This window comes from Brevibacterium sp. LE-L (assembly GCF_050214925.1).
Classification (GTDB): Bacteria; Actinomycetota; Actinomycetes; order Actinomycetales; family Brevibacteriaceae; genus Brevibacterium.
Map to the genome: position 1 here is coordinate 620,562 of NZ_CP189759.1, position 13,813 is coordinate 634,374.

The 13,813-nt window shown below is 66.3% G+C and carries 11 protein-coding genes and 1 tRNA gene; 4 read left to right on the plus strand and 8 right to left on the minus strand.

From position 1 onward, the window contains the following. Window positions 1-55: 55 nt before the first annotated feature. From ACQE2J_RS02720 to ilvA, 5 genes are all read right to left on the minus strand, one after another. Window positions 56-904, minus strand: a complete 849-nt coding sequence (locus tag ACQE2J_RS02720) for an HAD family hydrolase (RefSeq protein WP_426937020.1) — start codon at window positions 902-904, stop codon at window positions 56-58. Continuing rightward, the gene (locus ACQE2J_RS02725) at window positions 901-1,458 is read right to left on the minus strand and encodes a hypothetical protein (protein WP_426937021.1); all 558 of its coding nucleotides are present in this window, start codon (window positions 1,456-1,458) and stop codon (window positions 901-903) included. The genes ACQE2J_RS02720 and ACQE2J_RS02725 overlap by 4 nt, the downstream gene beginning before the upstream one ends. Then, on the minus strand, window positions 1,455-1,979 hold the full coding sequence (locus ACQE2J_RS02730) for a proteasome activator (protein ID WP_426937022.1): 525 nt from the start codon (window positions 1,977-1,979) through the stop codon (window positions 1,455-1,457). Before ACQE2J_RS02730 ends, ACQE2J_RS02725 begins: the two co-directional genes overlap by 4 nt. Continuing rightward, a complete protein-coding gene (locus ACQE2J_RS02735; RefSeq protein ID WP_426937023.1) occupies window positions 1,976-2,986 on the minus strand; it encodes an NAD(P)H-quinone oxidoreductase in 1,011 nt (336 codons plus the stop codon). Before ACQE2J_RS02735 ends, ACQE2J_RS02730 begins: the two co-directional genes overlap by 4 nt. A 318-nt stretch (window positions 2,987-3,304) precedes the next feature. Further along, the gene (ilvA, locus tag ACQE2J_RS02740; RefSeq protein ID WP_167854421.1) at window positions 3,305-4,576 is read right to left on the minus strand and encodes a threonine ammonia-lyase IlvA; all 1,272 of its coding nucleotides are present in this window, start codon (window positions 4,574-4,576) and stop codon (window positions 3,305-3,307) included. Between the two features lie 241 nt (window positions 4,577-4,817). On the opposite strand from ilvA, the gene ACQE2J_RS02745 reads away from it, so the two are divergent. Together ACQE2J_RS02745 and ACQE2J_RS02750 are read left to right on the plus strand one after the other, a co-directional pair. Then, window positions 4,818-7,118 (plus strand): maltokinase N-terminal cap-like domain-containing protein, encoded by a 2,301-nt coding sequence (locus ACQE2J_RS02745; RefSeq protein WP_135539867.1) that lies wholly within the window; start codon window positions 4,818-4,820, stop codon window positions 7,116-7,118. A 152-nt stretch (window positions 7,119-7,270) separates the two neighbouring features. Beyond that, window positions 7,271-7,358 (plus strand) — tRNA-Ser (locus ACQE2J_RS02750). Between the two features lie 240 nt (window positions 7,359-7,598). Here ACQE2J_RS02750 and ACQE2J_RS02755 read toward each other — a convergent pair. Continuing rightward, on the minus strand, window positions 7,599-9,008 hold the full coding sequence (locus tag ACQE2J_RS02755) for an APC family permease (RefSeq protein ID WP_135539869.1): 1,410 nt from the start codon (window positions 9,006-9,008) through the stop codon (window positions 7,599-7,601). 401 nt (window positions 9,009-9,409) lie between these two features. Here ACQE2J_RS02755 and ACQE2J_RS02760 point away from each other — a divergent pair, with 401 nt between their 5' ends. Next, window positions 9,410-10,537 carry an MBL fold metallo-hydrolase gene (locus ACQE2J_RS02760; RefSeq protein WP_135539871.1) on the plus strand — a complete coding sequence of 376 codons (1,128 nt, stop codon included), beginning with the start codon at window positions 9,410-9,412 and terminating at the stop codon, window positions 10,535-10,537. A 71-nt stretch (window positions 10,538-10,608) separates the two neighbouring features. Next, window positions 10,609-11,835 carry a C45 family autoproteolytic acyltransferase/hydolase gene (locus ACQE2J_RS02765; protein WP_135539873.1) on the plus strand — a complete coding sequence of 409 codons (1,227 nt, stop codon included), beginning with the start codon at window positions 10,609-10,611 and terminating at the stop codon, window positions 11,833-11,835. 32 nt (window positions 11,836-11,867) lie between these two features. Here the strand turns inward: ACQE2J_RS02765 and ACQE2J_RS02770 are convergent, their stop codons facing one another. Both ACQE2J_RS02770 and ACQE2J_RS02775 read right to left on the minus strand, forming a co-directional pair. Then, window positions 11,868-12,827 (minus strand): hypothetical protein, encoded by a 960-nt coding sequence (locus ACQE2J_RS02770; RefSeq protein ID WP_426937024.1) that lies wholly within the window; start codon window positions 12,825-12,827, stop codon window positions 11,868-11,870. Window positions 12,828-13,008: 181 nt separating this feature from the next. Then, entirely contained in the window at window positions 13,009-13,671 is a 663-nt protein-coding gene (locus ACQE2J_RS02775; RefSeq protein ID WP_426937025.1) for a TetR/AcrR family transcriptional regulator, read from the minus strand. Window positions 13,672-13,813 lie beyond the last annotated feature (142 nt).

Genomic DNA, 13,813 nt, shown 5'->3' on the forward strand with positions numbered 1-13,813 from the left:
GTGACGGCGGCCCAGCAACCTCGCGCGAGGTTGCTGGGCCGCCGTCACGTAGCAATTAGGGGTATTTTTTGTGGGTGTCGAGGACCGCGTCGAGGTAGCGGGCGACGCCGTCGTCGTCGACGGCCTCAGTGACGGCCGCGGCGATCGCCTTGACCGAGCCCAGAGCATTGCCCATCGCCACGCCGTGCCCGGCCCACGAGAGCATCTCGATGTCATTGGGCATATCCCCGAATGCCATCACCTGTGACTGCGCCACGCCGAGGTGGTCGCACAGATCCGACAGCGTCTTCGCCTTCGTGATTCCGGCCGGCGCGAGCTCGACGAGCCCATTGTCCGGTTCGGAGAACGACGCATGGCAGGTGCCCTCGAGCAGGGGGTCGATGAGATCGTGCATCGCCTGCGAATCGCTCGTATCCAGACGCACGAGCACCTTGACGACGTCCTGACCGGCCAGTTCGGAGACATCGTCGATGATCCGGGCCTCACGCGGCCGGTGTGCGACGAACTCGCGGTCGATGAAACCACCGTTGAGAGTCTCATAGGCGAACCTGGCCTCGGGATGGTCGGCCCGCACCGCCGCGGTGATCTCCGCAATCGTCTGCGCATCGATGCTGTGGGCATCGACGACGGACTGGGAGGCGATGTCGTAGACGACGGCACCGTTGAGGCACACGACCCGACCGAGATCGGGAATCTGCTCGGCGATCGGCGCGAGCCAGCGGATCGGTCTCCCCGTGACGAGGACGAAGGGAATGCCTACATCCTGACAACGGTGGATCGCGTCGATCGTGGCCGTCGAGATCGGCTTCCAGTTCAGCAGCAGAGTTCCGTCGATGTCGCTGGCCACGAGCCCGAGTTCGAAGTCGGCCGGAGGCAGGCGGTCCGGACTGAGTGGAGGAATCATGATGGCCCCAGCCTAGCGAGGTTCTCCCGCGCCCGCCCCAGCAGCTCCTCGGCATCGGCGATGAATCGCGCGGTCGCCTGTGCGCTCGAGTCGATCGGTCGCCCGGCCGGGGCTTCCGTCCGCGCCATCGACGCCGCGAGCACCGCCTCGCCGACCTTCGATGAGGCCTTCGTCAGCAGTTCGGGAACATCGCCGACCGCGTTGCGGTCCGGTCCGGGCACCACTTGACCGGTCACGGGACAGCGGGCGTGGAGGTCCGCGGTGATGCCGTCGACGACGTCCACGAGGGCATTGAGCCGGTGGGTGCCGTCGACGATGACGTCGACCGGATCCCTGCCGGCCCCGGTGACCTCATCCCTCGCCGAGGCGGCCCCGGCGGCAGCGCTGTCACCCGAGGGGCGTGATTCGTGGAGGGCGAGGGCCGTGGTGTAGTAGCGGTCGACGGCGCGGATGAAGCGGTCGCGGTTGTGCCGCCACAGCCCGGTGCCGAATCGCTCATCGTCGCCACCGGTCCTGTGGGCCTTCTTGACCAGGCCGGAGAGGAGGCGCTTCACAGGTAGTTGCCGGTGCCGCGATCATCACGGTCCGTCGCCGACTTCTTCGCCGACGGTCCTTCGGTGCCGGGCTGGGCCATGCCGGAGGCGACCATTCCGGGCGGCAGCTGACCGCGCCCACCGAGCTGCTGAGCCATCGCCTGCTGAGCCATGATGGCGGTCTGGATGCCGTGGAAGAGCCCTTCGAGCCAGCCGACGAGCTGTGCCTGGGCGATGCGCAGTTCGGAGGTCGTCGGCGGGCCGTCACCGGAGTCGAAGGGCAGATCGAGGCGTTCGAGCTCCTCGATGAGGTCTTTCGACAGGCCCTCTTCGAGTTCTTCGATGGAGCGGCGGTGGATCTCGGCGAGTCGTTCACGGCCCTTCTCATCGAGCTCGGTGCCGCGGACCTCCTCGAGCAGCTGTTTGACCATGGTGCCGATGCGCATCACCTTCGCCGGCGAGGAGACATCGGCCTGCTCCTTCTCCGCTCGGGCCAGACCATCGGTGCTGCCGTTGTCTTCGCGGTCGGGAGTCTCGGTCATGCCCGGTCACCGTCCGGGTCGACGATGAGCAGAACCTTGCCGATGTTCGCCCCGTCCTCGAGTGCTTGATGGGCCTGGGCCGCCTCGGCGATCGGGAGGGTCTCGTGGATGATCGGGCGGATGTCGCCGGCGGTCACGGCCGGCCACAGGCGCTCGGCCACCTCGGAGACGATGGCGATCTTCTGTTCCTTCGGCCTGGCCCGCAGGGTCGTGGCCGAAACCGACTTGCGCGGCTGCATGAGCCAGCCGAGATTGATCTCGGTCTTCGTTCCGCCCTGCATGCCGATGATGACGAGGCGACCGTCGGTGGCCAGAGCCTTGATATTGCGTTCGAGGTACTTCGCGCCGATGATGTCGAGGATGACGTCGGCGCCGGTCGAACCGTCCTCATGGGTGCAGATCTCGTGGACGCGTTCGACGAAGTCCTCGTCGCGGTAGTTGATGACGGCGTCGGCGCCGAGTTCGCGGCAGAATTCGGCCTTCCGCTCGGATCCTACGGTGACGGCGATCGTCACTCCGAGGTGGTTCGCGATCTGGATCGCGGCCGTGCCGATGCCCGATCCTCCGCCGTGGACGAGCAGCCATTCGCCGGCCTCGATCCGTCCCCGGCCGACGATGTTCGACCACACGGTCGACAGCACCTCGGGCAGCGCGGCCGCCTCGGTGAGGTCGAAGCCTTCGGGCACGGGAAGCAGCTGACCCGCGGGAACGGGGACGAACTCCGCGTATCCGCCGCCGGACAGGAGGGCCGCGACCCGGTCGCCGACGGTCCAGCCGGTGACTTCGGCGCCGAGCTTCTCAATCGTGCCGGACACTTCGAGGCCGGGGATCAGCGTCGCGCCGGGTGGGGGATCGTAGAAGCCGCGACGCTGGAGCAGGTCGGCGCGGTTGACGCCGGCGGCATGGACGCGGATGAGCACCTCATCGGCGGCGATGTCAGGTGTCGGCTCGTCGGTGAGCTGCAGAACCTCGGGCTCACCGGGTGAGGAGATCGTGATTGCGCGCATGCTCCCACTCTAGTGCGTGGGCCGACAGGAGGGCAGGGGCGTTCGGGCAACGGTACGCGGGCCGTTCGGTCGGCGGTGCGCGGGCCGTTCGGTTCGCGGTGTGCAGGCCGTCTGGGTGGTGGCTGAGAATGCTCCTGCCCAAATCTAGGTCGCTATCGGATACTTCTGAGCTCCAGAAGTATCCGATAGCGACCTAGATTTGGCGAAATGTCCGATTGCGACCACTGTTTGGCAGAGTGTCCTCCTGCCTCAGGTGGTATCGCCACCCGCTGCGGCTCTTGCGTCAGAAGGGATCGCCTTCCTTTGGCAGCGAGCGGACTAGGCGAAGAGACGGAACATCGGCGAGTTCTGGTGCACCCGCTCGACCTCGATCGACGAGGCCTCCATCCGTTCGAGCAGGTTCGGCAGATCTTCGGCGTATCCGAGCTGGATGCCGACGAAGGCGGGTCCGGTCTCACGGTCGGAGCGTTTGACGTACTCGAACATCGCAATGTCGTCCTCGGGTCCGAGCACTTCGTTGAGGAACCGGCGCAGGGCACCGGGCTCCTGCGGGAAGTCGACGATGAAGTAGTGCTTGAGGCCCTCGTGGACGAGAGAGCGTTCGAGGATCTCCGGGTAGCGGGAGATGTCGTTGTTGCCTCCGGAGACCAGGCACACCACGGTCGAACCGGGTTCGATGGTGATCGGTTTGTCCGAATCCGGCCCGCCGATCCCGGCCGACGCCAGGGCACCGGAGGGTTCGGCGATGATGCCGTCGACCTGGTACATGTCGAGCATCTCGGTGGCCACCGCGCCCTCGGCGACGGGGCGGATGTCGAGACCGTGTTCGGACACCACGTCGAAGGTCAGTGCGCCGGCGCGTTTGACGGCGGTGCCGTCGGCGAAGCGGTCGATGTTCTCCAATGTCACGGGGTGGCCGGCCTTGAGTGCGGCGATCATCGAGGCGGCCCCAGCGGGTTCGGCGCCGATGATCTTCGTGTTCGGCATCCTCTCGGCCGCATAGGCGGCGACACCGGCGATGACTCCACCGCCGCCGACGGGCACGATGATGTAGTCGGGGTCGGCCTCGAGCTGGGCCTGGATCTCGGCGGCCACGGTGCCCTGTCCGGCGATCGTCCGACGGTCGTCGAAGGCCGAGACGAGGAGGGCGTCATTGCGGTCGGCGAACCGGTAGGCCAGGGCGGAGGCGTCATCGTAGGTGGAGCCGGCGATCTCGATCGTCACCTGCTCTCCGCCGAAGTGGCGGACCCGTTCGATCTTCTGCTTCGGGGTGGTCTTGGGCACGAAGATCGTGCCCTGGATGCCGAGTTCCTTGCAGGCGCGGGCGAAGCCCTGCGCATGGTTTCCGGCCGAGGCGCACACGACGCCGCGCTCTCGTTCGTCCGAGTCGAGTTGGAGCATGAAGTTGAAGGCCCCACGGATCTTGTACGACCGCACCAGCTGCAGGTCCTCACGTTTGAGGTAGACGGTCGAACCGGTCGCGGCCGTCAGCCGCTCGCAGATCTGAAGTGGCGACAGGATGACGGAATCGGAAATGCGCAGCGCGGCCGCCTCGACCTCGTCGGCGAGTGTGAGCTTCTGGGGTGCCATGTCTGTTTCAACCACCAGACTATTGTGCGCCTTCAGTCTTGCCATTTGGCAACTCGTATCGGTATGAGGACACCGAGCGGGTCCCCGCGCGGCCCCGCGCACTCCCGCACGGCCGCCCGATAACGGCGGAGTTCTGCCGCAGATCTGCCACGGACTTCACGGTTTCGGGTGCGCCCTGATCCGCGAATGCCGCCTAACATGATTGGATGGAAGGTGCCCGTATTCCCGCCTAGGAGTCGTCATGGCCATCAGCAGTGAGCTCGAACAACTGTTAGCCAGCTGGATACCTCGTCAGCCGTGGTTCCCCAAGCTCGCTGCAGACTTCGGCTCCGACCCCGACATCACCCCCATGTCGGTGGCTCGCGCGTTCACCTACACCGCCGAGGAGCTCGGTGGATTCGTCGGCCTCGTCACCGTCATCTCCGTCGGCGACGGCCCGACCCTGCGCCGCCTCAACATTCCCCTGACCCTGCGCGGCGCCGAGGACATCCACCTGCGTCATGCCCTCATCGGCCGCGTCGACGACCTCGCGCTCGGCACCGTCCATGTCTACGACGGCGCCGCCGACCCCGTGTTCGTCAACCTCATGGCCGATGCCATCACGAAACGCAAGGTCTTCGACGGCGGGCAGCTCTCGACGGAGTCCCTGCGCCATTCCCAGGAGAAGGCCGACGCCCGGGACCGAGCGTCGACGCCGTTCCCGGTGACCGCGAACGGGGCGGCCGCCTCGGCGAATCCCGCATCGGACACCGGCACCGAGGCGGTCCCGCCGAAGCCGGCCAAGGGTGACCTTGAGGTAGGGGCGAACGATGTTCTGCCGGTGGAGATCCGACCGATCGAGGTCGCGGACTCCGGTGCGCACAAGTCGACGGTCATCATCCATGACGAATACGAACCGTTGGAGCTGTCATTCTTCCGAGTGCTGGAGAACGGGATGCCGTCGTCGCTGACGATTCCCGTGCTGCTCACCGAGGCGGGGTCGCGCAGCGTGCCTGAGGTCATCGGATGGGGGTCCGGCCGCTGGTACGACATGTTCGAGGTGCAGGAGATGGAGGCGCCGATGGCTCTGCTCTCCCACGTCGACGTCGAGGCCGAACCGGCTTGGCGGGAAGCCGTGAACACCGTGTGTGCCGTGGATTCGGGATCGATCGGTGCGTACAACGCCCATGCCGCGGAGATGGGCCGGCGCATCGGAGAACTCCACACGGACATGGCCGCCGAGTTCGGCGTCGTCGAAGGCGCCGGCGAGCCGACGAAGCAGCTGGTTGCGAAGTGGGTCGAACGCATCGACTGGGCGCTCGGCCGGGCACCTTTGGCCTTGGATTCGCTGGTGCCGGAGCTGCGCGCCCACCGGGTGAAGGTGCAGGGCCTGGAGACCATCGGGACTCTGCAGAAGATTCATGGTGAGCTCACGCTCGACCATGTGGTCAGCTCACCGTCGGACGGCTATTCGGTGGTGAAGTTCACGGATTCGACGAATTCGGATCCGAAGCCTGCCGCCTTCGACCTCGTGGCGCTGCTGCGCAGCATCGACTATGCGGCCGGGTTCGCTCGGCTGCAGCGCACGGATGCGCTCGATTCCGAGGACGGATCCCTGGTGGTCAGCGGGTTCGGCAACGATCCGACGGCCCTGCGCGCGATCTTCGATTCGCCCGAATACCTGTGGGCCTCGCAGGTGCAGAATTCGCTGCTGTCCGGGTACTCCCGCGCCCGTGGCGAGAGCATCGGCCTGGGCGACCCCGTGCTGCGGGCAGCACTCATCGACCGCCTCCTCGTGGAGACCGTGACCGAGCTGCGCAACCGCCCGAACTGGCTGTCCGTGCCGTTGGCCACGCTCACCCTCGTGCTCAAGGGCAAGCCGTCCCGCGCCGAGGAGGCACCCACCGACAGGACACCCATCGACGAAGAGCGCACCCCTGACACCCTCGCCGACGTCGCTCCCGCCGGCGACGCTGCGCCCGCCGACGCCGAGCCGAGTGCTGCATTCACCGCGGCGGCACCTGTCGACGATACGACCACTGCCGATTCGGAGTCGGCCGCTGCCGCGCCCCGGGGAACGTCTGGTGCCGTAGCGGCGGCGATCGCGAGCTCGGGCGCTGATGATGCCGAGGCGGATGCCGCTCCGGTCGCGGACACCGCCGAGAACACTGTTGATGCCACAGCCGACTCGGACATCGACGATGTCGAGGACCACGCCGTCGTCCCGCCCGCGGACGACGCCGACGAGGAATTCGTCGACGAGGAAGAGTCGGAGGTTCCCGTCCAGCGGGTGCCCGCAACCTTCGCGGCTCGCGGAGCCACCTCCGAGGACGCGGACAGCACCGGCCACGAGTCGCCCCCGGCCAAGCCGACGAATGCCCCGAAGCTCGGCAAGACCTGGAACGAACGCGCGCACGATTCCGGCGACGGCAGCCGCACACCCGGCGACCGAGCCTCAGAGGAGCCGGACGAGGATTCGAACTCGGCCGGCAGTTCGGTGTTCGATGAGCTGCTCGGCACCGAGCGCAAACGGAACCGGATGAAGAAGCGGAAGAAGAACTGACCAGGTCGAATACTGTCGCGCCATGACTGCGACCCAGCGCTGCCCGGTCAATTGGCAGATGCTGTTGCGGTTGTGAGAAACTGTTCTGGCTCGGCCTCGCGCCGAGCAGGCCGGGTTCACTCCGGTGCTGTCACCGGCATCAGAGAACCGAGGGAAGCGTGTCCGAGCGGCCGAAGGAGACGGTCTTGAAAACCGTTGTGCGGCAACCCCGCACCGTGGGTTCGAATCCCACCGCTTCCGCCCAGTGAGAAGCCCCCGAGCACCTCGCATCAGCGAAGTGCTCGGGGGCTTCTGCATCCGGCGGCAGTGGGCCCGCTCGTTCAACAGGGAATCAGGTTATCGGTAGGTCCTCGCATCGATAACCTGATTCCCTGTTGAACGAGGAGGCCAGGCGCCGGCCCCGAGGCGCCGGCCCCCAGGCGCCGGCCCCGAGGCGCCGGCCCCCAGGCGCCGGCCCCGAGGCGCCGGCACCTGGCGGCTTCAGTCCTCGACCGGCACCTCGGGCTGGGGCGTCCCGGAAGGCTCGGGCTCCTCGGGCTCGGACATCTGGGCATCGGCCTCGGGGTCGTCGAAGCTGCGCACCGAGCGCCTGAAGCCGCGAGTCATCACAGCCAGGTAGATGATGCCGATCGTCAGCCAGATGATGCCGCCGATGAGCGCCGTCTTGTGCAGACTCACCCACAGCACACCGGTGAGGATCGCGCCGATGGACGGCATGATGACGAAGTTGAACGTTGTCTTGAAATCCACGACCTGCTTGGTTCGGAACGCGTAGTGGGCGATGACCGTGAGATTGACGAAGGTGAACGCGATGAGCGCACCGAAGTTGATGAGCGCGGAGATGAGCTCGAGGCTGAACGACATTGCTAGCAGGCACACGGCTCCGACGAGGACGATGTTGAACACCGGGGTGTGGGTCTTCGGGTTGATGTAGCCGAAGGCCTTCCGCGGCAGCACACCATTGCGGCCCATGACCAGCAGCATGCGAGACACGGAGGCATGCGAGGCCAGTCCCGAGGCGATCGTGGCCGCGAACGCAGCGGCGAGGAAGAATCCCTGGAAGACGTGGCCGCCGGTGAGGAAGCCGATCTCCGGCAGCGGGTCATCGACGATGGTGAACTGCGAATTGTCGGGAAACAGCAGCTGCGCGAAGTAGCTGGCGACGAGGAAGATCGCACCGCCGGCGATGACGGTGAGCATGATCGCCTTGGGCATGAGGTTCACGTGCTTGGCCTCGTTCGTGTACATCGTCACGGCGTCGAAGCCGATGAACGAGAAGCATACGACGGTCGCTCCGGTGAGCAGGGCGGAGAGTCTCACACCCTCATGGACGAAGGGCTCGGGGCTGAAGACGACTCCGGCACCGTCACCGTTGGTGAGATTGACGATCGCGAAGATGCAGAAGAGCGTGACCATGGTGACGGCGAAGGTGAGCAGAACGGCGTTGAAGTTCGCCGTGCCGCGCATCGACGAGGTGACGATGCCGGTCATGACGACCGTGTAGACGACGACCCACACCCACGGTGGGGCGTCGGGGACGAGCGACTCCATATACAGGCGCGCGATGAGGCAGTTGACCATCGGCAGCAGCAGATAGTCCATGAGCGAGGTCCACCCGACGAGGAAGCCGAGGCCCGGATTCATCGTCTCGCGGGTGTAGGTGTACGCCGACCCTGCGGTCGGGAAGATCTTGACCATCTTGCCGTAGCTGAAGGCCGTGAAGATCATGACGATGAGAGCGATGAGGTACGCCGAGGGTACTGCTCCCTTGGTCTCGCCGGACACGATTCCGAACGTATCGAAGACCACCGTCGGGGTCATGTATCCGAGTCCGAGCCCGACGATGGACCACAGCCCGAGGTTGCGCTTCAGTGAGCCGGAAGCAGCCATATCAATCCTCCCCAATGAGTCTTGCCGCTGCCGGTGCGCGCCTGTCGTCCTCGACGCCGCCCCGGCAGTGATGTGCGTCATGATCTTAACGTCTTCGGTACTGATTGCGAAACCGTCGACGATGAATATGCGAATAATAAGTGCCCGATTGAGATGGAATCAGTGACTTTCAGCAAAGATCACAACGATATCGGTAGTCTCACGGGGTTGTTCTGCACCGTTCCGGCCGCCTGCCGCAGACGGCGTCACAATCCCAGGGCGCCCGACACTCGCCCGGTCGTCACGGCCACCGCCTCGGCCTCGAACCGCCCAGTTATCGAACGAACCTTCAGGCCGAGATGGAAACAGAGTAGATTGCAGTCATAGGACTTAACGGACCCACAGTGAGGTGTGAGAGAAGTATGGCGATCGAAACGCTCAGTTCCCGACAGTCGGCAGCGTGGAAGGACCGGGTTCTGCCCCCGGTCGAAAAGGTCGCCGAAGGAGTCTGGGCCGTCCCCGTCCCGATCCCGGACAACCCGCTCGTCTACACCTACTGCTATGCGATCGCCGACGGCTCCGGGGTTGTCCTCATCGACCCGGGCTGGGACGGCAAGGACCAGTACCTGGCGCTCACCTCGGCGCTGGCGGACCTCGGCTTCAAGGTCAGCGACATCCACGGCATCGCAATCACGCACTACCACCGCGACCACATCGGTCTCGTGCCCGCGCTGCTGGCGAAGAATCCCAGCGCCTGGGTCGCCATGCACGGTGAGGACCTGCGCTCGATCAAACGCTTCTACACCAACGCCGTCGACCTCGGTACCGGGATCAACCCGAACCTCAACATCGCCCGCGCCTACGGGGTCCCCGAGGACCGCTGGGCCGAGGTCGAAAGCCTCCAGGTCGGCTCGAGCGGCACGAAGGCCGCACACAGCTCGACAGGCTCGACAGGCTCGACCCATGCGGATCGCACAGGCGAATCGATGAGTTTCTACCAGCAGGCCCTGCGGCAGCTGCCGGACACGGTCCACGTCCTCGACGACGGCACCGAACTGCCCCTGTCCGACGGCACCGTCCGGGCCATGTGGACACCCGGGCACACCTACGGGCACTCGGTATTCGTCCGTGAGGACGACGATCTGCTGTTCTCCGGCGACCATGTGCTGCCGACGATCACCCCGAACATCGGCCTCGACAGCGGGGCGATCACGCACAGCCTCGGCGATTATCTGCGCTCGCTGGAGAAGATCGGCCAACTCGACGAGGAGGTGGCGGTGCTGCCGGCCCACGGGTTCCGCTTCAGCGGACTCCACGACCGCAAGGCAGAGCTCGTCGACCACCACCACGCACGCCTCGACGAGATCCGCGCCCGGATGGAGGCCACCGATGACCACAGCGTCTTCTCGATCGCACAGGGCCTGCACTGGTCGCGCGGATTCGACAGTCTGCACAACTTCAACCTCTTCGCCGCCCTTGCCGAAACCGCCGCACACATGCATTATCTCGGTATCGACCTCGGCATCGGCTCGCTCGTCGGCCAGGACTGACCGGGTCCGACAGGAACCGACATGAGCGCACATCCCGTGCCCGGGTCGAAGGAACCGAAGGAGGATCCGTCATGAGCACCCAGTTCGTCCCCGCCGCCGACGTGCGGCCCGAGACCTTCACCGTCCGCGCGGCCGATCATATCGACCGCGGTCGCCGACGCGGACAGACGCTGCGCACCGGGATCGCCTCCACGCTCGCCGCGTATCGGCGGTACTTCGCTCACCTCTCCATCGCCGAGGCGGACGTGCGCTCCGCGGCGATGTCGAGTTTCGCTCGCCTGCAGGAATGGTCACCGACCGACGCCGAGGAGGTCGCCGCCGCGGCCGAGGGCGCCGGCGTCGAGGTCGCCGAGCTCATGGAGATCATCGCCCGCACCGAGATCATGACCCTGGCCGCGGCTGCTCCGACCGAATGTTCGACCGTGAGCTTCACCAGCCCGGGCGCCTCGGTGGCGGCGCAGAACTGGGACTGGGCCGCGGACTTCTCCACGCTGTGGCATATCAACGATGTCGGTTCCGTGCCTGGTCAGCACCGTCATGTGGGCATTGCGGAGTTCGGGATGCTCGGCAAGATCGGCCTCAACGAGGCCGGCGTCGGGGTCCTGCTCAACATCCTCAAACACACCGGCGACGGGCCCGGGGGAGTGCCCATCCATATGATCCTCAACCGGGTGCTCAGCCGGGCGAGCACCCTCGCCGAGGCGCTGGAGATCATCCACTCGAGCCCGACCTCATCGTCATCGATCATCACCGTCATCACCGCCGAGGCGGCCGTCCAGGTCGAGATCGCCGGCGAGACCAAACGCGAACGTCGAGCAGATGGTCGCGGATTCCTCATCCACACGAACCATTTCCTCCACCCCGATCTGCTCGACGGGGCGCTCGAGCTGCGCCCGGACTCGACCTCACAGGAGCGCGGCCGGCACCTCGAGCAGGTCGTTGCACGATTCGAAGCCGACCGCGCCGCGACTGGCGAGGCCGAGCCCGCCGTCGAGCCGCCCGAGCCCGCGGTAGGCGAGTCTGAGCCCGCTGCCGGTGACGCCGAGAACGCTGAAGCCGAAAACGCTGAAAGCGGGACGGCGGCCGATGCGCCTGTGAGCGTCGCCGACCTCACGAGACTGCTGACGACGGGTCCCGGCGAAGCGCCGGTGTGCTGCACCCCGGCCCCCGACGCCGCCTACGGCAATCGCTCGGCGACCCTGGTGAGCGTGCGCATCGACCCGGCGCGCAGACAGATCGACCTCGCCCCCGGATCGCCGGCCGATGGGATGCGCGGAAATCGTCGCTTCCAGCTCTGATCCGGCGGTCGATGCGCGCTCGATGCGGCGGCTCAGTCCTCGCCGTCGCCTTCGCCGTCGGTCTCGGACTCCGCCTCGGCGGCTTCGTTCTCGCGCATCTCGATGACCGCCTCGAGCGCCGAGGCGATTGCGTCCGCATCGTCCAGGGCCGCCTGGATGAGGCGCCAGGGCACGAGGTCGAGGTTCTGGTCGCCGATGACGAAGCGGACATAGGGCTGGCGGCTGCGCGGATCGTCGGCTTCGAGGTCGGTGCCGTAGCGCCACTGGCCGAAGCATGTCCGGCGGATGGTCTCGCCGATGAAGCGCATGGCACCGGCGGTGAACGGGGTCTCCTCCTCGTCCATCATGTCCTCGGGGGAGTCGTAGCGGACCGCGATCTGCTTGCCCAGCCGGGCCAGGCTCTCACGATCGAAGCCCCACGACGCGGGATCGGCCTGCTCCTGCGTCCACGCGGCGATGCCCGGTTCGACGGTGCCGATGAAGCGGGAGAGGAACTCGACCTCCTCCTCGCTCGAGTTCTCGGCCGTGAGCATGCCCAGGGACAGTCCCGTGCACTTGCGGCGCGGCAGTCCGTCCCCTCCGAGGAGCTCTCGGGCCTTGTTCAGCACCGCGGTGAACACCTCGGCGCTGCGCTGATCGACGGCCGTGAGCACGATGCCCACGAGCGGGATCGGCTCACCGGCGGCCGGGCCCTCCTCGGTGTCGGGGCGGATGAACGGCATCCCGCTGCCGGTGGTCTCGTCGTGGTCCCAGACCCCGCCGATCGCCCGCAGATAGGTCTCGCCGAGGTAACGGATGAGGCCCTCGAAGAACCGCCGGTTCTCCGCTTCGAGGATCGCCTCGGTGCTGGGGAACTTCGAGAGCACGAAGAGTTCGAGCATCGGCAGCGACTTCGGGCCGAAGTCCTTCGGGAACTTCACCGTCTCCCCGTCCTCCTTCTCGAAGGTCTCGGGCAGGTCGGCGAGGACGAACGCGCCGAGTCGGACGTCCATATTGTTGATGAAGGCAGTAAATTCGCGCTGAAGTTCATTCACGGGAACCACCATAGTGCCTCGGGCCACGGAGTTGAGTCCCGTGCGCAGTCCGACTTCGCCGTCACTCTGCCCGTCTCGGCTGCCCGACCGGTTCGCCGTGGCCGACCGGCCCGCCTCGGCCGCCCTGCCGGTGTTGCGCTCAGTCGGTTTCGCAGGGCCTGAAGTCGATGAGGTGGATGAGGACCTCGACGATGAGGCTCGGGTCGATGTCGACGTGTTCGTCCATCTCCTTGCCGGCCGCGGCCGAGAGTGCGATCCGGTTGAACACGGAGATGATGACGGTGAGGAATTCCCCGATCGGCTGCTTCGTCGTGGCCCCGGCGACCTCGAGGGCCGTGGTCACGAGCGCGGCGAGCCGGTCGAGCTGAGTGGCGTTGAGCTCGAGGTAGCGGGCGTAGAGGTGGGGGACCCGCAGGCAGTAGAGCTCGATCTCCTGCTCGGTGATGGTCTCGGCCACCGTCTGCTTCTTCTCATTGAAGACGTCGTCGATGAACTGTGTCATCAGCGCCTTGATCTCGGGCACCTCGGTGGTGGCAGTCAGCTGTTCGGTCCACCGTCGGATCGTCGCATCGAGACGGTCGAGGTTCTCCGAAGTGCGCATCTCGATGATGGCGAGCACGAGGTCGTCACGGCTGGAGAAGTTCGAGTAGAAGGCGCCACGGGTCAGTCCGCCCGCCTCGCAGATCTCCTCGATCGAGGCGCCGTCGATGCCGCGCACGGCGAACACCGAGGTCCCGGCCTGGACGAGGGTCGACCGGGTCTGGCGTCTGCGGGGGCTGAGTTCGTCTGTTGTCATCGTCATCTCGTGGCGGTGGTCGGGTCTGCCGATGCGGTCGCGGCGTCGTCGTCGACGACTGTGCGACCGCCTCGGCGGCTGAACATCTGATGGGAATCTTCGCGATTCCTGGAATCCATTTGCGTGGACGGTGAGGATTGCACAACAA

What these genes read in the sequence shown, in the direction of transcription:
- ACQE2J_RS02765 (WP_135539873.1), top strand. Translation starts at nt 10,609, where the DNA reads ATGAGCACCCAGTTCGTCCCCGCCGCCGACGTGCGGCCCGAGACCTTC.
- ACQE2J_RS02735 (WP_426937023.1), bottom strand. Translation starts at nt 2,986, where the DNA reads ATGCGCGCAATCACGATCTCCTCACCCGGTGAGCCCGAGGTTCTGCAG.
- ACQE2J_RS02730 (WP_426937022.1), bottom strand. Translation starts at nt 1,979, where the DNA reads ATGACCGAGACTCCCGACCGCGAAGACAACGGCAGCACCGATGGTCTG.
- ACQE2J_RS02720 (WP_426937020.1), bottom strand. Translation starts at nt 904, where the DNA reads ATGATTCCTCCACTCAGTCCGGACCGCCTGCCTCCGGCCGACTTCGAA.
- ACQE2J_RS02770 (WP_426937024.1), bottom strand. Translation starts at nt 12,827, where the DNA reads ATGGACGTCCGACTCGGCGCGTTCGTCCTCGCCGACCTGCCCGAGACC.
- ACQE2J_RS02745 (WP_135539867.1), top strand. Translation starts at nt 4,818, where the DNA reads ATGGCCATCAGCAGTGAGCTCGAACAACTGTTAGCCAGCTGGATACCT.
- ACQE2J_RS02775 (WP_426937025.1), bottom strand. Translation starts at nt 13,671, where the DNA reads ATGACGATGACAACAGACGAACTCAGCCCCCGCAGACGCCAGACCCGG.
- ilvA (WP_167854421.1), bottom strand. Translation starts at nt 4,576, where the DNA reads ATGGCACCCCAGAAGCTCACACTCGCCGACGAGGTCGAGGCGGCCGCG.
- ACQE2J_RS02760 (WP_135539871.1), top strand. Translation starts at nt 9,410, where the DNA reads ATGGCGATCGAAACGCTCAGTTCCCGACAGTCGGCAGCGTGGAAGGAC.
- ACQE2J_RS02755 (WP_135539869.1), bottom strand. Translation starts at nt 9,008, where the DNA reads ATGGCTGCTTCCGGCTCACTGAAGCGCAACCTCGGGCTGTGGTCCATC.